General features: G+C 70.1%; 19 protein-coding genes, 1 tRNA gene and 1 pseudogene. 8 read left to right on the forward strand and 13 right to left on the reverse strand.

The genetic code is table 11. The features are described from left to right. Positions 1 to 114 precede the first annotated feature (114 nt). The 3 genes from dnaK (at position 115) to dapB (ending at position 4251) form a co-directional block, all read left to right on the forward strand. A complete protein-coding gene (gene dnaK / locus ACTOWL_RS29935; RefSeq protein WP_441324941.1) occupies positions 115 to 2034 on the forward strand; it encodes a molecular chaperone DnaK in 1920 nt (639 codons plus the stop codon). A gap of 136 nt (positions 2035 to 2170) precedes the next feature. Then, positions 2171 to 3292 (forward strand): molecular chaperone DnaJ, encoded by a 1122-nt coding sequence (gene dnaJ / locus ACTOWL_RS29940; RefSeq protein ID WP_441324942.1) that lies wholly within the window; start codon positions 2171 to 2173, stop codon positions 3290 to 3292. A 122-nt stretch (positions 3293 to 3414) separates the two neighbouring features. After that, on the forward strand, positions 3415 to 4251 hold the full coding sequence (gene dapB, locus ACTOWL_RS29945) for a 4-hydroxy-tetrahydrodipicolinate reductase (RefSeq protein WP_441324943.1): 837 nt from the start codon (positions 3415 to 3417) through the stop codon (positions 4249 to 4251). 9 nt (positions 4252 to 4260) lie between these two features. On the opposite strand, the pseudogene ACTOWL_RS29950 reads toward dapB, so the two are convergent. Then, a pseudogene (locus tag ACTOWL_RS29950) lies at positions 4261 to 5587 on the reverse strand (amidase). Between the two features lie 209 nt (positions 5588 to 5796). On the opposite strand from ACTOWL_RS29950, the gene ACTOWL_RS29955 reads away from it, so the two are divergent. Beyond that, the gene (locus ACTOWL_RS29955; RefSeq protein WP_441324944.1) at positions 5797 to 6708 is read left to right on the forward strand and encodes an ADP-ribosylglycohydrolase family protein; all 912 of its coding nucleotides are present in this window, start codon (positions 5797 to 5799) and stop codon (positions 6706 to 6708) included. Here the strand turns inward: ACTOWL_RS29955 and ACTOWL_RS29960 are convergent. The 3 genes from ACTOWL_RS29960 to ACTOWL_RS29970 form a co-directional block, all read right to left on the reverse strand. Next, positions 6705 to 7583, reverse strand: coding sequence for a methylated-DNA--[protein]-cysteine S-methyltransferase (locus tag ACTOWL_RS29960; RefSeq protein WP_441324945.1), 879 nt, complete (start codon positions 7581 to 7583; stop codon positions 6705 to 6707). The two genes, ACTOWL_RS29955 and ACTOWL_RS29960, sit on opposite strands and share 4 nt — an antisense overlap. A 61-nt stretch (positions 7584 to 7644) precedes the next feature. After that, positions 7645 to 8547 carry a creatininase family protein gene (locus tag ACTOWL_RS29965; RefSeq protein WP_441324946.1) on the reverse strand — a complete coding sequence of 301 codons (903 nt, stop codon included), beginning with the start codon at positions 8545 to 8547 and terminating at the stop codon, positions 7645 to 7647. A 41-nt stretch (positions 8548 to 8588) separates the two neighbouring features. Further along, a complete protein-coding gene (locus ACTOWL_RS29970; protein WP_441324959.1) occupies positions 8589 to 9113 on the reverse strand; it encodes a DUF2244 domain-containing protein in 525 nt (174 codons plus the stop codon). 78 nt (positions 9114 to 9191) lie between these two features. Here ACTOWL_RS29970 and nth point away from each other — a divergent pair, with 78 nt between their 5' ends. Beyond that, positions 9192 to 9830 (forward strand): endonuclease III, encoded by a 639-nt coding sequence (gene nth, locus ACTOWL_RS29975; protein ID WP_441324947.1) that lies wholly within the window; start codon positions 9192 to 9194, stop codon positions 9828 to 9830. A gap of 10 nt (positions 9831 to 9840) precedes the next feature. Here nth and ACTOWL_RS29980 read toward each other — a convergent pair whose 3' ends face one another. The 3 genes from ACTOWL_RS29980 to ACTOWL_RS29990 form a co-directional block, all read right to left on the reverse strand. Beyond that, positions 9841 to 10788 carry a hypothetical protein gene (locus ACTOWL_RS29980; protein ID WP_441324948.1) on the reverse strand — a complete coding sequence of 316 codons (948 nt, stop codon included), beginning with the start codon at positions 10786 to 10788 and terminating at the stop codon, positions 9841 to 9843. A gap of 223 nt (positions 10789 to 11011) precedes the next feature. Then, the gene (locus tag ACTOWL_RS29985) at positions 11012 to 11419 is read right to left on the reverse strand and encodes a VOC family protein (RefSeq protein WP_441324949.1); all 408 of its coding nucleotides are present in this window, start codon (positions 11417 to 11419) and stop codon (positions 11012 to 11014) included. Positions 11420 to 11450: 31 nt separating this feature from the next. Further along, positions 11451 to 12332, reverse strand: coding sequence for an N-formylglutamate amidohydrolase (locus ACTOWL_RS29990; protein ID WP_441324950.1), 882 nt, complete (start codon positions 12330 to 12332; stop codon positions 11451 to 11453). 152 nt (positions 12333 to 12484) lie between these two features. Here ACTOWL_RS29990 and ACTOWL_RS29995 point away from each other — a divergent pair. After that, positions 12485 to 12559: transfer RNA gene (locus tag ACTOWL_RS29995), tRNA-Val, on the forward strand. Positions 12560 to 12674: 115 nt separating this feature from the next. On the opposite strand, the gene ACTOWL_RS30000 is transcribed toward ACTOWL_RS29995, so the two are convergent. The 6 genes from ACTOWL_RS30000 to ligD all read right to left on the reverse strand — a co-directional run bounded on the left by ACTOWL_RS30000 (position 12675) and on the right by ligD (position 21425). Beyond that, complete coding sequence (locus ACTOWL_RS30000) at positions 12675 to 12962, reverse strand: type II toxin-antitoxin system RelE/ParE family toxin (RefSeq protein ID WP_441324951.1); 288 nt, start codon at positions 12960 to 12962, stop codon at positions 12675 to 12677. Continuing rightward, positions 12959 to 13216: a type II toxin-antitoxin system ParD family antitoxin gene (locus ACTOWL_RS30005; RefSeq protein ID WP_441324952.1), complete on the reverse strand. Its 258-nt coding sequence runs from the start codon at positions 13214 to 13216 to the stop codon at positions 12959 to 12961. Before ACTOWL_RS30005 ends, ACTOWL_RS30000 begins: the two co-directional genes overlap by 4 nt. Positions 13217 to 13305: 89 nt before the next feature. After that, positions 13306 to 14040 (reverse strand): class I SAM-dependent methyltransferase, encoded by a 735-nt coding sequence (locus ACTOWL_RS30010; protein ID WP_441324953.1) that lies wholly within the window; start codon positions 14038 to 14040, stop codon positions 13306 to 13308. A 1-nt stretch (position 14041) separates the two neighbouring features. Continuing rightward, on the reverse strand, positions 14042 to 15859 hold the full coding sequence (locus ACTOWL_RS30015; RefSeq protein WP_441324954.1) for a polysaccharide pyruvyl transferase family protein: 1818 nt from the start codon (positions 15857 to 15859) through the stop codon (positions 14042 to 14044). Next, the gene (locus tag ACTOWL_RS30020) at positions 15852 to 17990 is read right to left on the reverse strand and encodes a polysaccharide pyruvyl transferase family protein (RefSeq protein WP_441324955.1); all 2139 of its coding nucleotides are present in this window, start codon (positions 17988 to 17990) and stop codon (positions 15852 to 15854) included. Before ACTOWL_RS30020 ends, ACTOWL_RS30015 begins: the two co-directional genes overlap by 8 nt. A gap of 789 nt (positions 17991 to 18779) precedes the next feature. Then, the gene (gene ligD, locus ACTOWL_RS30025; RefSeq protein ID WP_441324956.1) at positions 18780 to 21425 is read right to left on the reverse strand and encodes a DNA ligase D; all 2646 of its coding nucleotides are present in this window, start codon (positions 21423 to 21425) and stop codon (positions 18780 to 18782) included. 144 nt (positions 21426 to 21569) lie between these two features. On the opposite strand from ligD, the gene ku reads away from it, so the two are divergent. Beyond that, on the forward strand, positions 21570 to 22439 hold the full coding sequence (ku, locus tag ACTOWL_RS30030; protein WP_441324957.1) for a non-homologous end joining protein Ku: 870 nt from the start codon (positions 21570 to 21572) through the stop codon (positions 22437 to 22439). A 74-nt stretch (positions 22440 to 22513) separates the two neighbouring features. Further along, entirely contained in the window at positions 22514 to 23176 is a 663-nt protein-coding gene (locus ACTOWL_RS30035; protein WP_441324958.1) for a hypothetical protein, read from the forward strand. The last annotated feature ends 198 nt before the right edge of the window (positions 23177 to 23374 follow it).

Below are 23374 nucleotides of genomic sequence, written 5' to 3' on the forward strand. Positions count from 1 at the left end.
CGCCTATATGACCGGTGAAGCAAGAGCCGCCTCCCGGGCGGCATGGAATCATTGGGGGTCCCGGCGGTGCCTCACCGAGGGCCAGCCGCGACCTGCTGAAGGAATGAGGAAGAGATGAGCAAAGTCATCGGTATCGACCTCGGCACGACCAATTCCTGCGTCGCCATCATGGATGGGGCCCAGGGCCGGGTGATCGAGAACGCGGAAGGCGCGCGCACCACGCCGTCGATCGTCGCCTTCACCGAATCGGGTGAGCGGCTGGTCGGCCAGGCGGCGAAGCGCCAGGCGGTGACCAATCCCGAGAACACCATCTTCGCGGTCAAGCGCCTGATCGGCCGGCGCTACGACGACCCGATGACCCAGAAGGACAAGGGCCTGGTCCCGTACCAGATCGTGTCCGGCGACAACGGCGACGCCTGGGTCGAGTCGCGCAGCCAGAAATATGCCCCGAGCCAGATCAGCGCCTTCATCCTGCAGAAGATGAAGGAGACGGCCGAGAGCTTCCTGGGCGAGAAGGTGACGCAGGCCGTCATCACCGTCCCGGCCTATTTCAACGACAGCCAGCGCCAGGCCACCAAGGATGCCGGCAGGATCGCCGGGCTCGAGGTGCTGCGCATCATCAACGAGCCGACGGCGGCCGCCCTGGCCTATGGCCTGGACAAGAAGGCGACCGGCACGATCGCGGTCTACGACCTCGGCGGCGGCACCTTCGACATCTCGGTGCTGGAGATCGGCGACGGCGTGTTCGAGGTGAAGTCGACCAACGGCGACACCTTCCTGGGTGGTGAGGATTTCGACGCCAAGATCATCGACTACCTGGCCGAGGAGTTCAAAAAGGAGCAGGGCATCGACCTGCGCAAGGACAAGCTGGCCTTGCAGCGCCTGAAGGAAGCGGCCGAGAAGGCGAAGATCGAGCTGTCCTCCTCGGTCCAGACCGAGGTGAACCTGCCGTTCATCACCGCCGACGCGTCCGGCCCGAAGCACCTGAACATCAAGCTGACCCGGGCCAAGCTCGAGGCGCTGGTCGACGACCTGATCCAGCGCACGGTCGAGCCGTGCCGCGCCGCGCTGAAGGATGCCGGGCTGAAGGCCAGCGAGATCGACGAGGTGATCCTGGTCGGCGGCATGACCCGCATGCCCAAGGTCATCGAGACGGTGAAGCAGTTCTTCGGCAAGGAGCCGCATCGCGGCGTCAACCCGGATGAGGTCGTGGCCGTCGGCGCGGCGATCCAGGGCGGCGTGCTGAAGGGCGAGGTCAAGGACGTCCTGCTGCTCGACGTCACCCCGCTGTCGCTGGGCATCGAGACGCTGGGCGGCGTGTTCACCCGGCTGATCGAGCGCAACACCACGATCCCGACCAAGAAGAGCCAGACCTTCTCGACCGCCGAGGACAACCAGACCGCGGTGACCATCCGCGTGTTCCAGGGCGAGCGCGAGATGGCGGCCGACAACAAGATCCTCGGCCAGTTCGACCTGGTCGGCATCCCGCCGGCCCCGCGCGGCATGCCGCAGGTCGAGGTGACCTTCGACATCGACGCCAACGGCCTGGTCAATGTCAGCGCCAAGGACAAGGCGACCGGCAAGGAGCAGGCGATCCGCATCCAGGCCTCGGGCGGCCTGTCCGACACCGACATCGACAAGATGGTCAAGGACGCCGAGGCCAACGCCGCCGGCGACAAGAAGCGCCGTGAGGCGGTCGAGGCGCGCAACCACGGCGATGCCCTGGTCCATTCGACCGAGAAGCAGCTGGCCGAGTTCGGCGACAAGGTCGACGCGGCCGACAAGGCGGCGGTCGAGAGCGCGATCGCCGACCTGAAGTCGGTGCTGTCGAGCGACGACGCCGACCAGATCAAGGCCAAGACCGAGGCCCTGGCCCAGGCGGCGATGAAGATCGGCGAGGCCATGTACAAGGCCAGCCAGGAGTCGGCCGCGGCGCCGGAGGGCGGCGAGCAGGCTTCGGCGAAGCCGGATGACGGCGTGGTCGACGCCGATTTCGAGGAAGTCGACGACGACAAGAAGAAGAAGTCGGCGTGACCGCGGTCGCATGACCACGATACGACGATAAGGGGCAGACACCCGCCCCCGCGAGGGTCCGTGACGGGCCGCGCGGGGGCGGTTTTCATCCGGGCCGGGGCCGGTGCGGCTCTCCCGGTTCGGCACGAGGATCGGCATGGCGAAGCAGGATTTTTACGATCTGTTGGGGGTAGCGCGCGGCGCCGGCGCGGACGAGATCAAGAAGGCCTACCGCAAGCTGGCGATGCAATATCACCCGGACCGCAACCCGGGCGACCAGGCCGCCGAGCACAAGTTCAAGGAAATCAGCGAGGCCTACGACGTCCTGAAGGATGAGCAGAAGCGCGCCGCCTATGACCGCTTCGGCCACGCCGCCTTCGACGGCGCCGGGCCGCGGGGGCCGGGCGGGGCCGATTTCTCCGGCGGCTTCGCCGACATCTTCGAGGAGATGTTCGGCGACTTCATGGGCGGCCGCCGCGGCGGCCAGCGCGCCCAGGCCGGCCGCGGCGCCGATGTCCGCTTCAACCTCGAGATCACGCTGGAGGAGGCGTTCCTCGGCAAGCAGGCCACGGTCAAGGTCCCGTCCTCGGTCGGCTGCGAGGTCTGCGACGGCTCGGGCGCCGAGCCCGGCAGCCAGCCGGTGACCTGCCCGACCTGCGGCGGCGCCGGCCGCGTCCGCGCCAGTCAGGGTTTCTTCACGGTCGAGCGCACCTGCCCCGGCTGCGGCGGCCAGGGCCGGGTGATCAAGAACCCGTGCCGGAACTGCGGCGGCGCTGGCCGCGTGCGCAAGGACAAGACGCTGAAGGTCGACATCCCGCCGGGGGTGGACGACGGCACCCGCATCCGCCTGTCGAACGAGGGTGAGAGCGGCACGCGCGGCGCCCCGCCGGGCGACCTGTACATCTTCCTGTCGGTGCGGCCGCACACACTGTTCCAGCGCGACGGCGCCGACCTGTTCTGCAAGGCGCCGATCCCGATGGCCACGGCGGCGCTGGGCGGGCCGATCGAGATCCCGGCGATCGACGGCGGCCGCGCCAAGATCACGGTGCCGGCCGGCACCCAGTCCGGCGCCCGCTTCCGCCTGAAGGGCAAGGGCATGTCGGTGCTGCGCTCGGCCGGCCGCGGCGACATGTATGTCGAGCTGCAGGTCGAGACCCCGGTCAACCTGAGCAAGCGCCAGCGCGAGCTGCTCGAGGAGTTCGAGCGCGAGGGCGGCGGCGGCACCAGCCCCGAGAGCCAGGGCTTCTTCGCCAAGGTGAAGGAGTTCTTCAAGGAGTAGCGGCGCGAATCGCGTCGCCGTCTCCCCTATCTGTCATCGCCGGGCTTGACCCGGTGATGCAGGGGCCGCAAAGAGCCGAGGCATCCTCGCTGGATGCCCGGACCATCGAAGGACCCTGCCGCATGACCGCCGGCGACACCCCCCGCCCCGTCGAGGGCCCCGTCAGGATCGGCATCACCGGCGCCGCCGGCCGGATGGGCCGGATGCTGATCCAGGCCGTGCTGGACTCGACCGACGGCTCGGTGGCGCTGCATGGCGCAGTCGGCAACGAGGGCAGCGCCGCGATCGGCCAGGATGCCGGCCTCCTCGCCGGGCGCCCGCCCTGCGGCGTCGCCGTCTCCGACGACCCGGTGCCGCTGTTCGCCACCGCCGATGCGGTGATCGACTTCACCCGGCCCGAGGCCTCGGTCCGCTTCGCCGCCCTGGCGGCGCAGGGCAAGGCAGTGCTGGTCACCGGCACCACCGGCTTCTCGGCCGAGGATCTGGCGGCGCTGGGCCGGGCCGCGCGGCACACCCCGATCATCCAGTCCTACAATATGAGCCTGGGCGTGAACCTGCTGGCGGCGCTGGTGCGCCAGGCCGCCCGCGCGCTCGATGCCGGCTGGGACATCGAGGTGGTGGAGATGCACCACCGCCACAAGATCGACGCCCCCTCCGGCACCGCCATCCTGCTGGGCCGCGCCGCCGCCGAGGGCCGTGGCGTCGAGTTCGACGCGGTGAAGGCGGTCGACCGCGACGGCAAGCGGGCGGAGGGCGCCATCGGCTTCGCCACGCTGCGCGGCGGCGACGTGGTCGGCGAGCATGCGGTGATCCTGGCCGGCGCCGGCGAACGCATCGAGCTGGGGCACAAGGCGACCGACCGCGGCATCTTCGCCCGCGGCGCGGTCAAGGCCGCCCTGTGGGGCCGCGGCCGCGCGCCCGGTCTCTATTCCATGAACGACGTGCTCGGGCTCAGCTGAGCCTTCGCCTCACGCGCACACCGGCGGCCGGCGGTCGATCCAGGGCTGCGCCACCTCCAGCTGGGTCGCCAGCCGCAGCAGCGTCGCCTCGTCGCCGGCGCGGCCGGCCAGCTGCACCCCGACCGGCAGCCCGTCCGGCGTCCAGTGCATCGGCAGCGACACCGCCGGCAGGCCGGACAGGTTGAACGGGAACATGAACACCGCGTCCGACCACAGCGCGTTGTAGGCGTCGTAGTCGGTCATGGTCATGTCCCAATGGCCGAAGGGCCGCGGCGGCTGGGTCAGGGTCGGGGTCAGCACGGCGTCGAAGGGCAGCAGCTGCCCGACCAGGCCGCGGCCGAAACGCCGCAGCGCCTCGATGTCGGCGGCGTGCCCGATGCCGCTGATCGACCGGCCGCGCTCGATCGCCGCCCAGGTGATCGGCTCGACATCCTTCGGCGTCACCGGCCGGCCGGCCACCGGCTCCAGCGCCGCGAACATGCCCGCCGTCTGCACCGCCCCCATGCGGGTGTAGGTGGCCCAGGCCGCCGGGGCGTCGAAGTCGAGCTCGATCTCCTCGACCGAGTGGCCCAGCCCCTCCAGCAGCCGCGCCGTGCCGCGCAGCGCCGCCATCACCTCCGGATGGACCGGGTTGCCGTCCGGCGCCCGGGTGACGACCGCGAGGCGCAGCCCCTTCGCCGGCTGCCGCGCCGCCACGGACCAGCTGTCCGACGGCGTCGACGGCGTGTAGGGGTCGCCCGGCGTGCCGCCGGCCACGGCGTCGAGATAGGCCGCGGTATCGCGCACCGAGCGCGAGACGCAGAGGAAATACGCGCCGCCATACCAGACATCGACCGCGCCGGGGGCGAAGGAGACGCGGCCGCGCGACGGCTTCAGCCCGACCAGGCCGCAATTCGACGCCGGCACGCGGATCGAGCCGGCGCCGTCGCTGGCCTCGGCCAGCGGCACCATCCGCGCCGCCGCTGGAGCCGCCGGAGGTGACGTCCGAGCGCCAGGGGTTGTGGGTGCGGCCGCGCAGCCGCGGCTCGGTCGAGATGCACCAGCCGTTCTCCGGCACGTTGCTGCGGCCGAGGATGCTGAAGCCAGCCTGCTTGACCCGCCGGGTCGAGTCCCCGTCCACCGGGGCGGGCAGATCCTGCAGATAGGCGCAGCTGGCGGTGGCCGGCACGCTCTGCCATTGCGAGCCGAGATCCTTCAGCAGGAACGGCACCCCGGCGAAGGGCGCGCCGGCCGGGGCCTGCGCCGCCGCCTGCCGCCCGAGGTCGTAGGCCTTGATGGTGACCGCGTTGAGCTGCGGATTCAGCCGCTCGATCGCCGTGATCGCGGTCTCGACCAGCTCGGCCGCCGAGACCGCGCCGCTGCGCACCCATTCGGCCAGTCCCAGCCCATCGCGCGCCGCGTAGTCGCGAATCAGGGCCTCGGTGACGATGGCCATGGCACCCCTCCCTCTGGTTTCGGAGGAGGCTAGCATGGGCACCTGCCGCGGCAACGACGCCCTGGTGCGGGGCTGCCATCACCGCGCCACGCCCCATGCTATGGTGCGGCATGGACGACATCCTGACAGACGCCGTGATCGACCGGGCGCGTGGCGCCTTCGTCGGTCTCGCGGTCGGCGACGCGCTCGGCACCACGCTCGAGTTCAGCAGCCGCGACAGCCGGCCCCACCACCGGGAGATGACCGGCGGTGGTCCGTTCGGGCTCGCGCCCGGCCAGTGGACCGACGACACCAGCATGGCGCTGGCCCTGGCCGACAGCCTGATCACTCGCGGCGGCTTCGATGCGACCGACCTGATGGACCGCTTCGTCGCCTGGTGGCAGGACGGCCGCTATTCCTGCACCGGTGCATGTTTCGACATCGGCATGGCCACGCAGGGGGCGCTGGACCACTATCTGCACGGCGGCGGTCCCTTCGCCGGTTCGACCGACCCGACCACGGCCGGCAACGGATCGCTGATGCGGCTGGCGCCCGCCGTGCTGCACACCCTTCGCGACGCCGAGGCCTGCCGCCGCATCGCCGCCGAGCAGAGCCGCACCACCCATGGCGCGCGCGAGGCGACGGAGGCCTGCGTCTTCTTCGGCGATAGGCTGCGATCGGCGATTCTGGGCGCCGGCAAGGGCGAGGTTCTGACTTCCCGGCCCTGGGACGGCACCGCCAGAATCCAGGCCACTGCCCGCGGCGGTTGGCGCGGCCAGCCGCGCGCCCTGATCGAATCCTCAGGCTATGTCGTCCACACCCTGGAGGCGGCCCTCTGGGCGGTCGACCGCACCGACAGCTTTGAAGACGCGCTGATCCTGGCCGTGAACCTCGCCGACGACGCGGATTCGGTCGGCGCCGTCACCGGCCAGTTGGCCGGCGCGCTGTACGGCCTGTCCGGCATCCCCCGGCGCTGGCTGGAGCCGCTGGCTTGGCGGGAGCGGATCGTGGAGATGGCAGACACCCTGATCGCCCGCGGCTAGGCGGCCGCGTCGGTCAGCCCGGCTTCCCAGGCCAGCAGGGCCTGCTTCTTGGTGGCGCCCCAGCGATAGTTGTGGAGGATGCCGCTGGCCCGGATCACGCGGTGGCAGGGGATCAGCACCGAGACCGGATTGGACCCGACCGCCCCGCCCACGGCGCGGCTGGCGGTCGGCCGGCCGATCGCGGCGGCGACGTCGCCATAGCTCGCCACCCGGCCGGGCGGGATCGACAGCAGCGCCTCCCACACCTTGACCTGGAAATTGGTGCCGCGCAGCAGCACCGGCAGCGGCGGGTTGTCCGCCGTCGGGGCGGCCACCGGCGCGAACATCCGCGCCACCACGGCGGCGGTGGCCGCCTGGTCGCGAACCAGCTCTGCCCCCGGCCATTCACCGGCGAACTCGGCCACCGCCGCGCCTTCGTCGCCGGTCACGAAGCTGAACCAGCAGACGCCGCGGTCGGTGGTGCCGACGATGCAGCGGCCGAACGGGCTGGAATGCAGGCCCCAGCGGATCACCAGGCCGGCGCCGCGCGCCTTCCAGTCGCCCGGGGTCATCGCCTCGCAGGTCACGAACAAATCGTGCAGCCGCGACGGGCCGGACAGGCCGGTGTCGAGCGCGGCGTCGAGCAGGCTGGTCGGGGCGCTGAGCAGCCTGCGGGCATGGTCGAGCCGCAGATACTGGGCGAAGCGCTTCGGGCTGATGCCGACCCAGCGCGAGAACACGCGCTGGAAATGATGCGGGTGCAGCCCGGCCTCGGCGGCCAGCGCCGCCAGGTCGGGCGGGTCGTCGCGCCGCTCCACCAGCAGGGCGATGGCGCGCGCCACGGCGTCGTGGCGCGGCTCGTCCCCGGCGGGGTCGATGGCGGGATCGGCGTTCATGCCGCCCCTGTCCCGCCGCCGGCCCCGGCGGACAACCCGGAAGTTGCGGTGCCGGCCGGCCTCAGCCTTGCTCTTCCGCCGCCAGCCAGTTCAGGTGCCAGCGGCTGTCCGGCGGCACCGCACGCCCCTGGCCGGTGCCGTCGCGCTGCATGGTCAGGAAGCCCGGCAGGGCCGGCGCCACCACCGTGTCCCACAGCCGCTCGACATCGCGGAAGCCGAGCAGCCGGGCGGTCGGCCGGAGCTCGTCATAAGCGACCAGCAGTTCCCGTGCCCGATCCGCCAGCCAGTCCGCCTGCCGCGCCACCATCGCCTCGCCGTCGCGCCGGCTGGACTGCGCCGCATCCGGCCCCATGGCGAAATGCGGCCCCGGCGCCCCCTCCGGCGGCAGGCGCGAGCTGTCGACGCAGTCCGGCTCGACCGCCCAGAGCTGCGAGGTCTCGATCCGCCCGGCATGATCGCCCCGCGACGACCCCTGCCCGTCGATACCTTCGCGGTCGGCCTCGAAATCGGGCAGCGACAGCAGCCGGGCGCCGATGAAGGGCTGGATCAGCCCGACCATGGTCTTCAGGTCGCGATAGTTCTGGCCGTAATGGCCGGTCAGCAGGATCACCGCCTTGAAGCCGATGCGGTCGGCGGCGCGCAGCTGGTAGCAGATGTTCTTGAAATGCTGCCAGGGCGGCAGCGCCGTCAGCCAGTCGCGCGCCACCTCGCCGACATGGGCGCGGGACCAGATGGCGTAGTCGCCGACCTCGTGGATATGCCAATAGTCCGGCGGCGCGACGATGCCGCCGCCGCGCCGGGCCGCGGCACAGGCGATGCCATGCGCCTTCAGCGCGTCCAGCCCGACCGCGTTGTGCGGGCCGTGCGGCTCGCACAACCCGTAGGTCAGGTACAGCACCGGCGCCTCGGCGAAGCGGCGCTCCAGCTGATCGGGGAACATCCGCTCCCAGCGGACCTCGTCCATCGCATCCCTCCGTTCGCGACCCGCGACGGCGGGGCGGCTGGTCAAGTCTCGGCGCTGCCGCGCAGCCGGTCGAGCGCCGCCGACAGGTCGCGCGCCAGATGGGCCCGGTCGGACGGCGCCAGGAAGCCGCCGATGGCGAAGCGCTGGCCGTGGCTGGTCAGGGTGACCCGGTTCTGCCCGACCTCGCTGCGGTCGACATCAACCCGCAGCCAGTAGGGCTGCAGCTCGATCCGGTGCGACACGCCATGGTGGTCGCCATGCTCGATCACCAGCCGGCCGGCGGTCAGGCGCAGGCTTTCCCAGCTGCGCCCGGCCCGGCGCAGGTTCAGCCGCATCAGGACAAACAGCAGCAGGGCGTCGAGCCCGTAGAAGCCGAGCACCGGCCAGGCGCCGAGCATCAGGAACAGCACGCCGTTGAACAGGCTGGTGACGCCGACCACGCCGATCACCAGCCAGAAGCCGATCGGTCCCAGGCTGCGCTTCGGCCGCAGCAGCCGCTCGAACAGGATCGGGTCCTCGGCGACGGGGCCATGGGCGCCGATCCGGGTGAGGCTGCTGCAGCGCATGCCCACGAGCATAGTCCTCGGAAAGGACATGGCAATGGCCGATGGCGCGGTCTGCCGGGCCTCGCTAGGCTGCGGCGCATGAAGCCAGCCGCGATCGACACCTTCTACGCCCGACTCGCCGCCCGCATGCCGGAGCCGCAGACCGAGCTGCAGTACAGCAGCCCCTTCACCCTGCTGGTCGCGGTGGTGCTGTCGGCCCAGGCCACCGATGTCGGGGTGAACAAGGCGACCGGGCCGCTGTTCGCCGTGGCCGACACGCCGGCGAAGATCGCGGCGCTGGGGGTGGAGGGGCTGTCGCGCTACATCCGCACCATCGGCCTCTACAACATGAAGGCGAAGAACGTCATCGCCCTGTCGCAGATCCTCCTGCTGCAGCATGGCGGCGAGGTGCCGCATGACCGGGCGTCGCTGGAAGCGCTGCCGGGCGTCGGCCGCAAGACCGCCAATGTGGTGCTGAACGTCGCCTTCGGCGAGCCGACCATCGCCGTCGACACCCACATCTTCCGGGTCGGCAACCGCACCGGCCTGGCGCCGGGCAAGACGCCGGACGCGGTGGAGAAGGTGCTGGAGCGGGTGACGCCGGACCGCTGGAAGCTGCACGCGCATCACTGGCTGATCCTGCACGGCCGCTACACCTGCAAGGCGCGCAAGCCGCTGTGCCCGGCCTGTGTCGTCGCCGATCTGTGCGAATGGCCGGAGAAGAGCGTGCCGGCCTAGCCCGCATGGGCTAGAGCGGCGCCCCCACCCGCGCGCCGGTCCGGCGGCCCGCGGCCCCGGCCAGCATCGCCAGATGGGCCCGGGCGATGCCCAGCTTCTTCTCGAAGGACGTGCCGCATTCGATGCGGTGGAACAGGTCCTGCCGGTCCGACAGCGCATCGATCATGCAGTCGACATAGGGCTGCCGGGGCCGGGCGCGGGCGACCGCCCGCAGATGGGCCAGCCCGTCCGGATCGGCCAGGTCGGCGTCGAAGCTGTCCCGGATCTCGCCGGCCAGGGCGGCCTCGAACCACGGCAGCAGGCGGGGATGGGTCAGCAGCACCCCGAACAGCGCATCGTCGCGATAGCGGTGCCAGCGCGTGGTCAGGCGCCGGGCCTCGTCGTCGCCGACGCTGGCGAGGTCCTTGAACGAGCTGCCGCCGCCATGCCGGGTGACGGCGGCGACGCGCTCGCTCGACCGCAGCCCGAGCCGGTCCGCCACGCGCTGCCGGTAGTCGGCGTCCAGGACCCAGGCGTTGTAGCCGATCAGCGACAGCCCCGGCATGGTGCCTTCGGCATAGGCCTCGAGCCAGTCGCGCTGGGCGAAGAGCTGGCGCAGGATCATCACCAGGTCCAGCCGGACCAGCTGCTTGCGGTGCATCAGGCTGGCGCACAGGTTCAGCGGGTCGCGCAGGAACACGAGATCGACCGTCCGGCCGCCGGCCGCGCGCTGCATCTGCCAGGCGGCCTCGAGCCCCAGCCGGGTCACGCCCTCGAAGTTGAAGATCGTGGTGCCGTGCGCGCCCTTGCCCCGCGCCGCCGGGCCGGTGACGTCGCGAAGATGCGACCGGATCGGCTCGCCGATCACGGCGTTGTTGACGAAGGCGGCCGGCGTGTCGCGGTGCTGGCGCAGCCAGCGGACGAAGGCGTGGTGGCCGGATCGCTTGGTGGAAATGACGTTGATGAATTCGAGACTCATCCCGCGTACCGCTCTCCCTCGGCGTGGACGGATGAAGGCCCCTGCCCTGCTCTCCGGACAGCGGACGGCGCCGCCATCGACCGGCTTCGGGCCGGCGCGGCCATCCTTACAGGAAAGTAAAGAGACGCAGAACCGCTAAGTTCGCCGCAGGGGCCGGGCACCCCGGCACCGGACGCCGGTCACGGCATCGTGGCCGTGGGACTTCGCGCGGCGCCGCGCCGGCTCAGGCCGGCGGGTCGGCGATCTCGTCATAGCCGCGGTTGAGGAACTGGATCAGGCACAGGCCGTGGCCGAACGGGTCGGCCAGCTGCGCCAGCCGGCCCCAGACCGCGGTGCGGATCTCGCCCTCGGCCACGGCGCCGGCCGCGACCGCCCGGGCCAGCGCCGCCGCGACATCGTCCACCACGACGTCGAGATGCACCGGCGTCCAGTGCCGGGCATAGAAGCGGCGGCTGTCGCCGGCGCCGACCGTGCCGGCCGCCTTGCGCAGCAGATAGAGCGGCGCGGGCCAGCCGGTCAGCTCGACCACCTCGCCACCGAAGCGGCGCCCGACCGCGAGGCCGAAGGCTGCGGTGTAGAACGCGACCCCGGCCTCGAGATCGGGCACGTCGATATTGACCAGCAGGCTCATGGCGATCCCCCTTCCTCGCCCGACAACAACCCTATCCCGACAGCGCCTCCGGCTCGAGCGCGCCGAGGGCGGCGGCGAAATCGGTCATGTCGCCGGTCAGCCGGGCCAGGCCCTTGGTCGGCGACAGCGTCGCCTCGTCCATGTACAGGGCCCGGTTCAGCTCGATCTGCAGGGCGTGGATGCCGGCGCGCGGCCGGCCGTAATGCCGGGTGGTGAAGCCGCCGGCATAGGGCGTGTTGCGGGTGACGACATAGCCGCGGCCGGCCAGCCACTGCTCCGCCGACTCGGTCACCGCCGCGGCGCAGGAGCTGCCGTAGCAGTCGCCCAGCACGACGTCGACGGCGCGGCCGCCGGGGGTGCGCGAGGCGCCCTGCGACGGCATCGAATGGGCGTCGATCAGGATGGCGTGGCCGAACCGGCTGCGGGTCTCGTCGACCAGCCGGCGCAGCGCCGCGTGATAGGGGGTGTAGCAGCGCTCGACCCGCTCCACCGCCTCGGCGAAGCGCAGCTTGCCGCGATAGATGTCCTTCCCCTGGGCGACGATGCGGGCGATGGTGCCGAGCCCGGCGACGACGCGTGGCGAGCGGGTGTTGACCCAGCCCGGCAGCGCGTCGTCGAACATCTCGGGGTCGAGCTCATAGGCCTCGCGGTTGGCGTCGAGGAAGGCACGCGGGAACAGGGCGCGCAGCAGCGGCACGCCGCGCTCCGGCACCTGGCCGAAGATCTCGTCGACGAAGCCGTCCTCGGAGCGGCGCAGCGTGTGCGGGTCGAGCTTCGCCGCGGCCAGGAACGACGGCGGGTAGTCGCGGCCGCTGTGCGGCGAGGCGACCACGACCGGGAGGCGCCGATCCTGTGGCAGGGCGATCGCCACCGCGTCGGACGCCGGCGACTGCGAGGCGACTTGACCATCCATCTCACCGTCATATCCCAGCGCCCCCGGACTGTCGACGGCGGCTGTCGGCGGGGCCGGTGGGTCCGGTCGGTTTGACGCTTGCACGCCCCGATCGATGATGCTACATCGGCGCTCCCCGCGGACGACCGGCTTCGGTCGTCCTTCCCGGTGCCGGGCGCGTAGCTCAGCGGGAGAGCACTACGTTGACATCGTAGGGGTCACTGGTTCAATCCCAGTCGCGCCCACCACCGGCTTCAAGACCTTGGCGACGGCCGGCGGCTTCCGTCATGGACAGCCCCAGAGACGCAACCGCGCCCCTGCGGAGTTCGCCAAAATGCGCACGGTGGTGCGGTATCGTCGCCCCTACAGCAGCGCCTCATAGTCGCGCGCTCCGTGCAGAATACGCACCACGTAGACCTGCTCGTCATCGGCGCGATAGAAAATCTGGTAGTTGCCGTGCACGCGCCGGCGGATGCCCCGCTTCCCGTAGCGCGGCACAAGCGGGTAGCCCATCGGCATGTCGGCCAAGCCCCGGCATCTTGCCCGCAGTTCCTGCACGAAGCTCAGAGCCCGAGCCGGGTTGTCCTTCGCAATGAAATCGGCAATGGCCTCGAGATCGCTTTCTGCTTCTGCGGAAAGCGCAACGATCATTCCGTTTTCCCGGCCATGGCCCGGTATTTGCGCTCAAGCCGCTCGAAGACCTCGTCGGCAGGCTTGGTGCGGCCGGCCTCGACATCGGCCATGCCGTGCTCGATGGCGGCATCCAACAGGGCAAGGCGCTTCTCCCGCTCCTCGACCAGGCGCACGCCTTCGCGCAGCACCTCGCTTTTCGAGCCGTAACGGCCGGATTCGACCAACTTCTTCACCACGCTTTCGAGCTGCGGTCCGAGATCGGCACTGATCATTGGCCATCCTCCGAAATATCAGATTTTAATAATAGTTATTAAAACAGACCCCGCAAGTCCCTGCAGCCTTCGGGCCAGCGATGCGCGCGTCATCCGCCCGCCTCCACCTCCAAAATCCCCACCCGCGACTCGATCTCCACCGCCGACACCACCCCCTCGGCCTGCTCGATCTCGCGGAAGCAGCGGTACATGCCGGGGTTGAAGCGGATGTCGTCGAACACCAGGATCCAGCGGGCCGCTAGGCGCGGCAGCAGCAGCTCGGCCTGCGCCTTGACGATCTCGCCGACATGGATGCCGTCGATGAAGGCGATGCCCGGCCGGCCGAAGCGGATCTTCGCCGCCTCGAACCCGGCCTCGAAGGTGTCGGCCACCGCGGTGAAGCGCGGGCTGATCGCCGCCAAATTGGCGCGGGCGATCTCCTGCCACTGCCGGTTCGGGTCGAAGGTGACCAGCCGGCCGCGGCGGTTGGCCGCCAGCCCGGCCAGCCAGTACATCCCCGAGACGCCGAAGGCGGTGCCGATCTCGACCACCGTCCAGGGCCGGAACCGGCGCACCAGCTCGACATAGAACCGGCCGTATTTGTGGCTGGTGCGGACGCTGTTGCTCGACCGCTTGAAGCTGTCGTCGGGCGCGGCGAAGTCGCGATAGCCCTCCCACAGATCGAGCGGGCCGAGCTCCTGCGTCAGCCGGGCGCGCTCGGCGATCCGCCGCTCCCGGGCGAAGGGGCGGGGGCGGATCAGCTCCACCACCACCGCCTCGCTCAGGAACGCCGTGTCCCGCCGCCGGCGGACCACCGCCAACGGCGCCTGTGCCGGTTCTCCCATCCTAGGCCGCGAGCGGGAACGGGCAGGCCTCGCGCAGCGCGGCGAGGTCCGGCATCCGCTCGGGCACGTACTGGCACAGCCGCGCATGGTCCGGCGTGACCGTGCCGATCCCGGCCAGGTCGAAGGGCTCGACATCCTTCAGCCCGACCGAGGCGAAATAGTCCTCGAACTTGGTGTTGCCGCCCGGGATCTGGGTCTCGCTGGTCGACATCACCGCCCAGCCGACCGGGATGCCGTAGGCCTGCGCCACGATCAGCCCGTGCAGCGAGGTCGAGATGATGTGCTCGCATTCCGACACCTCGTCGAGGAACGCCTCGATGCCGTCATAGGAGCCGCGCATGATGTCGATCACCTTGACGTCCGGATGCACCTCCAGCGGCGCCGCCACATGGGTGAAGTGGCGGATCAGGCCGAGCTTGTGCTTTTTGCTGCCCTTCGGCTGGTACAGCTGCGGCAGCAAGAGGGCGACGTCGCCATAGACCTGCGGGCATTGGCCGCCGCTGTCGAGCACCAGGCGCCGGGTCAGCGGGCCGCGCACCGCCTTGTACACCGCCTGCGGATGCAGCTTGTCGGTCAGGCGCGGGCTGCCCGTGCCCCAGACCGGCGTGCCCTTCTTGGCGAATTTGATCACCGAGCCGATGACGAGGGCGCCGCTGCCCGCCGCCACCCAGCGCGGTGCCCGCCCGGTCAGCTTCTCGACGATGTAGGGGTTGAGGATGTCACCGAAATTGCCGGGATAGGGCTGCTCCATCCACCACAGCTGGGGCCGCTGCTTCAGCGGCAGCTCCGCCGCCTTGGCCCGCTGCTCCAGCCCCAGCCGCAGCATCCGGCCCTGGGCGAAGGCCTTGGCCTTGGCGGTGCCGTGCTCGGCCAGCTCGCCGGCGTAGCGCTGGCCCTCCTCCGGCAGGTGGAACTCGATGCAGAAATCGACCACGCGCTGCAGCAGCGCCGACAGGCGGTCGCTGTACTCGCCCTCCTGCCGCAGCTGGCCGACCCGGCCCTCATACAGCGCCAGCGCGGCCTGCTCGCCCTCCTGCCGGCGGGCCAGCCGGGCCAGGGTGTTGAGCGGGTCGTCCTGCGACGGGTCGAGATCGGTCATCTTCTTCAGATAGACCGCGGCGTTCTGCAGCTTGCCGGCCTTCAGCTCTTGCTCGGAGATCGCCTTCAGCACCCGGTACTGGCGCGACGGCTCCAGGATCGGCGCGTCGTGCTGCGCCACCTCCTTGACGAAGTCGCGGACATTGCCGCTGTCGCCGAAGGCGAACCAGGCGTCGGCCGCCCCCAGCTTGTCGCCCCAGGAGAGCCGCTTCGGCGGCAGCAGCGTCACCTGCAGCTGCTCGGAATGCGCCCGCCAGGCCTCCTCGAAGAAATAGTCGTCGGTGCCGCGCTCCTTGCTGCCCTGCTCCAACTCGACCAGCTGCTCCAGCAGGCGCCGGGTCGGCGCCGTGTAGTTGAAGAACAGGAACCCGGGATGGAACGTCCGCGCGAAGATGAACGGGTCGTATTCCCGGAAGTACTTGAAGTTGCGCAGGAAAGCCGCGAAGTCGCTCTCGCTGCGCAGGAACGGGTCCGGCCGCTTGATGATGCGGGTGTCGATGTCGACCCAGATGATCGGCCGCTTATGCTCCTCCAGCTTGCGGGAGTAGTAGTTGACCTTGTAGCGGCAGATGTCGGCCCAGTTGGCGTCCGGCCCGAGCTTGACCTCCTCGAAATCGTATTCGATGTCGAGCTTCTTGCAGTCCTCGGCCAGGTGGTAGGCCGAGTCGTAGTAGTACTGCTTCCCGCCGTAGAAGCTGACGACGACGGCTTCCTTATCCATGGTGCGCCTCTTCGAGCTGGAGCAGCAGGGTGGTCTCGTCGAGCTGGGCGATCTCGTAGATCGGCCGCTCGACCAGGTCGGAGTCTCCGAAGGTGAAGATCCGGCGGCCCTCGCGGGCGATCTCGGAGCCGAGGAAGCTCTCGATCGCGTTGCGCACCGCCGGCAGGTCGGCCGCCTCGACGATGACATGCGGCGAGCGCGAGCGGATCGCCCGGATGCAGTCCGCCCGATCCTTGGCGGGCTGGCCCGACAGGCGCAGCCGCACCAGGCTGGCGTCGTCGCAGGCCTTGGACAGCTGCTTCGCATCGGCGGCGTCGCACAGCTTGATCGCCGCCCCGCCGCCCTTGCCGTTGAGGGCGCGGTACTGCTTCAGGATCGGCTCGCCCTTGCTCTTCTCATAGGCGACCGACACCGACCCGGCCTTGGAGACCAGGGAGCCGAAGGCGGAGGCGAAGTAGAGGAAGCCGGGGTCGAGATCGACCACCTTGTCGCCCGGCTTCAGCACCTTGGCGGCGCAGGCCAGCGTGCTGTTGCGCCACCGCCGGGCCTCGATCTCCTGCAACTCGGCCTCGGCGCCGCCGACCGGCACGGCCAGCTGGATGGCATCGGCCGTGGTGACCACGACATGGTCCGGCAGCACGATCTCCTGGTTCTTCGACGGCTCCTCGGCCGCGGGCTCCGGCGCCTTCGCAGCGGGGGCCGGGGCCGGATCGATCGCGATGGCCTCGACCGCGACGACCTCCTTGCGGTCGAAGGCGGCGGCGAAATGCTGGACGTTCTCGCGTGCGCCCTCGATCGCCGCCGACCGCTCCTCCTCGCCGACCGGCTGGACGAACTCGATCGCGTCGCCGATCCGCAGGTTGCGGTTGGCGTGGTCGAGCAGGATCGCGGCGCGGGTCAGCGACGGGAAGCGCTCGGCCAGCGCCCGGCCGCTCTTGCTGGTCGGGCCGCAGACCTGGACCAGCGGCGTCCGCCCCATCACCGAGAACAGCAGCCCGTGGAAGCGGGAGCTCACGGCCAGGCCGGCCGAGGCGTAGAGGTCCATGATCGCCGAGACGTCGAACTCGGCCGCCTTGACCACATGGATCTCGCGCCGCTGCCGCAACCGCTCGTAGATCGCCTCGTCATCGACCGAATGCACGACGCCGACCACTGTGTTGTAGCCCTTGCCGAGGGAATCGAGTGTCTCGTCGAGATAGGCGTCGATGGTGCTGTCGCGCTTGGCCAGCCAGCTCTCCAGGCTGTGGCTGAGCGACAGCACGGCGAGGTTCGGGTCGCGCCGGACCGGCACCGGCCGCGGCCCGTCCGCCAGCAGCAGGGCCAGGTCGCCGGTGGTGTGGACGTTCTTCAGCCCCACCGTCTCGGTCAGCAGGGTGGCGTCGCTGCGCTCGCGCACCGTGACCAGCCGCGCCAGGGACAGCGCGTCCTTGTAGGCGGCGGCGCCGAGCGTCGTCCGGATGCCCTGGGCGCCGACGCCGAGCACGGCGGAGGGGATGCCGCGCTCATAGGCGTAGCGGATCGGCGCGGTGTAGTTCGAGACGTTGCTGAAGCTGCTGTCGTAGAGCAGCCCGCCGCCGCCGACCACGACCAGGTCCGCAGTGTCGATCACCGAGTAGTCAGGGTTGGGGCCGACCAGCGCGACCTCGTCGAAGCCGCTGCGGTACAGCACCTCGCGGGCGCCGAAGCTGACCGCGTCGTCGCCGACATTGCCGACGCCGAAGGCCGAGACCACCACCGCCCGCCGGTCGGTCGAGCGGGGCCGCACGCGGATGTCGCGCTTGACGTAGTCCAGCACCGGCTGGCTGTGGCGGCGCCGGGCGACGTCGAGCACCGACGGCTTGGTGCCGCCGCCGTGCCGGGCGAACACCACGAAGACCTCGTTGGCGTGCACGATGTCGCCATGGATCACCAGCGCCTGCAGGCTCTGCCGCGGCAGGCGGGGCATCAGCCCCTTATGCACGATCGCACGGTCGGGAACCGGCGATTTCAGCTGCGCTGCCGCGCTGTACGGGATGATCCGGGCGTTGGCGAGATCCTTCGACAAGGTTTCGAACAGATAGTCTGGAACCAGAACCTCGTCGCCGGGCGCAAGCTTCAGCGACGAGATCATGTCCTTATGGTGCTTATCCACTGTCCCCTCCGAGAAACCGTTGAAAGGGGGAGGGTGGCGCGACCAGCTTTCCGCGAATCCGGAAGGGCCTCTTCCGGATTCGCGGCATGACGGGCCAACTTCCGCCGGCGGCACGGCCGGGCGGGCGGCGGCTGTCATCGCTGGAACGCTCGGATATCGGCGCTACGGGGCGTCGCGTCTCGCTCTGGGACGCCGGCGATCGCTCGATTCCATCTGATCCCCCTTCACTGAGGTGCGCGGCCGCCAGCAGCCGTCCGGACAAGCCGGCACCAGCCGATAGTCGCGACCGCCTTCCCCGGGTTGGGTCCCAGATCAGGCACAATGGCGCCGAAGCGCCATTCGCCCCGCAGGCTGATCGCCTTGCGATAGGGTTCGTCGGCCGCAGGCCACTTGGTCTTTTTGACACCGTTCATGTTGCGGCGCAATCAGTAATTCGTCCGCTCTTTCAACTGCTAATAAACGTCATAATTTATATTATTGTCTGATAATTGCATTTCTGCATTGCACAATTTTTATTCATTCTTTATTTGGACACACAGCCTCAGCTTTCTATACTAGAATCATCTGGCGGATGCGGCAACCCCGTATCGGTAATTCCTTGCGGTGAAAGATATCAATCCTGGTTTTCAGTGTGGAAATACAGGCGACGCTGCGCAGGCACAGGGTCTCGGCACGGACTCCCAGATTCCGGAACTGCAGTGCATCGCTCCGTGCGGCGCAGCGCCCGGGATGATGATTGATTTCATAGATTCAGCGGTATGAAGGCCAGCAGTCACCAAGATTCCGGTCTCAGGCCGCCGCCTTGCGGCGCTCCAGCCGCCGGATCGCGTCGGCGAGCGGCCGGGCGGCATCGTCATAGCCGTCCCAGGCCGAGCCTTTCGCCAGCAGGCCGGGCACGGTGCGCAGGGTGTAGCGCTTCGGGTCGAGCCCCTTCCGCACCTGGTCCCAGGTCAGCGGCATCGACACCGTCGCCCCCGGCCGGGCCCGCGGCGACAGCGGCGCCACCGCGGTCGCCATCCGGTCGTTGCGCAGATAGTCGAGGAAGATGCGGCCCCGGCGCTTGTCCTTCGCCATGTTGACCAGATAGCGGTCCGGCATGTCGGCGGCCAGGCGGGCGCAGACCTCCTTGGCGAAGCCCTTGGCATCGGCCCAGTCCGGCCCGCCGGCGCGCGACGCGGCCAGCGGCGTCACCACATGCAGCCCCTTGCCGCCGGTGGTCTTGCAGAACGGGACCAGGCCGACCGCCTCCAGCCGGTCCTTCAGCTCGCGCGCCGCCTCGACCACCGCGGCGAAATCGATGCCGGGGCCGGGGTCGAGGTCGAACACCAGCCGGCCCGGGCGGTCTGGAACGCCGGGCCAGCAGTTCCAGGGATGCAGCTCCAGCCCGCCCGACTGCGCCACCGCCGCCAGCCCCTCGATCCGGTCGATCTGGAGATAGGGCTTGCGGTCGCCCGCCACCTTGACCAGCGAGATCAGGCTCGACGTGCCGGGCATGGCGTGGCGCTGGAAGAAGACCTGGCCGCCGATCCCGTCCGGCGCCCGCAGGATCGAGCAGGGGCGGCCCTTGATGTGCGGCAGCATCCACGGGCCGACCGCCTCCAGATACAGGGCCAGGTCGTGCTTGGTGACCGGCTCGCCGTCGCCCGCATCGGGCCACAGCGCCTTGTCGGCATGGGACAGGGACACGCCCATCACCGCCGCCTTGCCGCCCACGGCCTGGCGCCGCGCCGGCTTGGCCGTCTTCGTCTTGGCCGGCACCGGCTCCGCCAACTCGGTCTCGGCGGCCGGCGCCTCGACCTCCTCGGCCGGCTTGTCCTCGCGCAGCCCCTTGAACGCGGCCTGGCGGACCATGCCGGAGCCGGTCCAGCCGGCGAACTCGATCTCGGCCACCAGCTCCGGCCGGGCCCAGTGGACGCCGCGCTCCTTCCGGGGGGCGCCCGGGCCGGTGAAGGGCGAGGTGTCCGACTCGACCGCCTTCAGCCGCGGCAGCAGCCGCTCCACCTTGGCGGCGCCGTAGCCGGTGCCGACCCGGCCGATATGGACCAGATGGCCGCCGCGGCGGATTCCGACCAGCAGCGACCGGAACCGGTTGCCGGTGGTCGACCAGCCGCCGATCACCACCTCGTGTCCGCCGCGGCACTTGGCCTTGGTCCAGCGGTCGCTGCGGCCGGACTGGTAGGCGGCGTCGAGCCGCTTGGAGATGATGCCCTCGAGGTTCAGCCGGCAGGCGGAGCGCAGCACCGCGTCGCCCGCCTCCTCGAAATGCTCGACATAGCGGATGGTCGAGGTCGTGTCGCAGCCCTGTGCCTCCAGCAGCTCGCGCAGCCGTTCCTTGCGCTGCGACAGCGGCTCCGGCCGCCAGTCGCGGCCGCCCTCGACCAGCAGGTCGAAGGCGAAGTAGATCAGGTCGCGGCTGTGCCCTTCCGACAGCGCCACCTGCAGCGCCGCGAAATCCGGATGGCCGCGCTCGTCCAGCGCCACCGCCTCGCCGTCGACGATGGCGTCGGGCCAGCCCTTCGCCGCATCGGCGATGGCCTGGAACCGTCCGGTCCAGTCGAGGCCCTTGCGGGTCTTCAGCGTCGCTTTGCCACCTTCGATCCGCAGCTGCAGGCGATAGCCGTCGAACTTGATCTCATGGCCCCAGCCGGCGCCGCCGGGCGGGCGGTCGACCGACAGGCACAGCTCCGGCGGGATGAACTCCGGCATCGCCGCGGCGGCCTTCGTCTTCCGGCGGCGTGGCGCGAACGCCTTGGCCGCCGCCTTCTCCGGCTTCGCGGCGGAATCCCAGACCGCATCCGCCGGCGCCGATGTCCGGCCGCCCAGCATGAAGGGCTTCGGGCCGCGGCCCCGCCCGCCCGCGATCGCGGCCATGGCGCGGCCGGAGGCGACCGACCGGTCCTCGGCCAGCACCACATCGCCGTCGCCTTCCACCGCATGCTCGTCGCGATGCTTGATCAGCAGCCAGTTGCTGCGCTTGCCGCCGGTGCGGTCCCGCTTCATCCGCACCAGCACCCAGCTGCCGTGCAGCCGGTCGCCCTCCAGGGTGAACTTCAGGTCGCCCTTGGCCAGCGCCTGCTGCGGCGACATGCGGCCCTCCGGCTGCCAGAAGCCGCGGTCCCACAGCTGGACCGTGCCGCCGCCATATTGCCCCTTCGGGATCGTGCCCTCGAAATCGCCATAGGCCAGCGGATGGTCCTCGACCTCCACGGACAGGCGCTTGTCATGCGGGTCGAGCGACGGCCCCTTGGTCACCGCCCAGGACTTGAACACGCCGTCGAGCTCCAGCCGCAAATCGTAATGCAGCCGCGTCGCCGCATGCTTCTGGATGACGAAGCGCAGCCGGTCCGAAGCGGCGACGCCGGTCGCGTCGCTGGGTTCGGAGGTCTTCTCGAAGTCGCGCTTGCGCCGATAGGTCGACAGGCTGTTCTTCGCCATCGCCTTCGCCTGAGAGTTCCGCTGCTTCGGGAACGATGCGCGTGAACCGGCAGTTCCGGAAGATCCATTGGGCGGACCAGATGCAGGAACCCGATGCGACGCCCGGCCGTTCCTTCCGGGACCCGATCCGCTGCCGAGGATGAGATGGCGCCGCGCGCAACCTGGAAAGGCTCGCTGAAGCTGGGCTTCCTGTCCTGCCCGGTGGCGCTGTACACTGCCGTCGGCGACGGCGACGAGATCCACTTCAACATGGTCAACCGGCGCAGCGGCCACCGGCTGCGGCGGCTGTTCGTCGATTCCGGGACCGGCAAGCCGGTGGAGCGCGACCAGCAGGTGAAGGGCTACGAGGTCGACACCGACCGCTATGTCGTGCTGACCGAGGAGGAGATCGAGGCGGCGATCCCGGACAGCACCAAGACCATCGACATCGAGGCCTTCGTGCCGCGCGACCAGGTCGACCGCGTCGCCATCGACCGGCCCTATTACCTGGCGCCGGCCGATGCGGTGGGGGCCGAGGCCTTCGCCGTGATCCGGGCGGCCTGCGAGAAGTCCGGGGCGGTGGGCATCGGCCGCACCGTGCTGTTCCGGCGCGACCGGGTGGTGATGCTGTGCCCGCAGGGGCCGGGCTTCCTGGCCAATCTGCTGCACTTCGAATACGAGATGCGCGACGAGGCCCAGGCCTTCGACGACATCCCGAAGGTCAAGATCGCCGGCGAGATGCTGGACCTGGCCAAGCACATCATCGGCCAGAAGAAGGGCAAGTTCGACCCGGCCAAGTTCGAGGACCGGTACGAGACGGCGCTGCTGGAGCTGATCCGGGCCAAGCAGCGCGGCGAGACGATCAAGCCGCCGGCGGCGCCGAAGCGCGGCCAGGTGATCGACCTGATGGCGGCCCTGCGCGAGAGTGCGGGGAAGTCCGGCCGCAAGGCTGCGACGAAGTCCAAGCCCGCGGCCAAGAGCAAGACCAAGCGCAAGGCCCCCGCCGCCAGCACCACGCGCCGGAAGGCGAGCTGATTATCCGAAAGAACCAACGCGTTGATTTTTCTCCGGAAATGTAATCGCGGTAGTATTAGCGGCCGCATCTGTTCATGCTGCGTTCCATGGACATGGCGCAATCCGACTCCGACGAGATCCGGCCGACCGACCCCGACATGAAATGGACGGGGTGGGCGCTGGATTCGCTGCGCTACGTGGTCGAGCTCGACATCCGGACCAAGCGGATGACGGCGCAGGAGCAGTCGCAGATCCTGCGGGGGTCGGAGATGCCGGACTACCCGCTGATGCAGTCGCGGCTGTCGCGGTCGGTGCGGCTGTCGATCGCGATGACCGAGCGGATCCGGGCCGACTATCTGATGCGCCGGGAAGGGCGGAAGGAGTCGGGCGAGCAGGAGCGCCGCCGGCAGCGGCGGGAGCAGGTCACCGAGGCGGTGGCCAAGGCGGTCGCGGCGCCCGACGAGGCCGAGGACGCCGAGCGGGTGCGGTCCCTGGTGTGGGAGACGCTGGTCGAGGACGAGATCCTGGACGTGCAGCTCGACACGCTGTCGCCGGAGGAGTTCGTGCGCGAGGTGTGCCGCAAGATCGGCCGCCCGCCGCCGTCGATCCGTCTGCCGCAAGGCTGGGACGACATCGCCGCGGCGAGAACCGATGACAGCCTCGCCGATCGCGAGCCCGCACAGGATTGGCCCCTGGCGCCGGACGAGTCCGCCGCTGGCCGGCCCATGCCCAAGCCGCCGAAACCGGACAGCAGCTGAGCGGCGGTGCGGGCGCGACCGCGTAGGTTGGGTTCGCCTTCGAACCCAACATCTCGCCGCCGCGCCGTGGCCTGTTGGGTTCGCTTGCCGCGAACCCAACCTACGGTGTGCCGAGCATGATCGACAGCTTGGAGGTGGAAGTCCTCTGTCCAGCCTGATGGCGGTGAAGGACTAGCGAAGCGCAAGGGCGTCGCCGTG

The organism is Inquilinus sp. CA228 (assembly GCF_052078665.1).
In the GTDB taxonomy this organism is placed as follows: domain Bacteria; phylum Pseudomonadota; class Alphaproteobacteria; order DSM-16000; family Inquilinaceae; genus Inquilinus.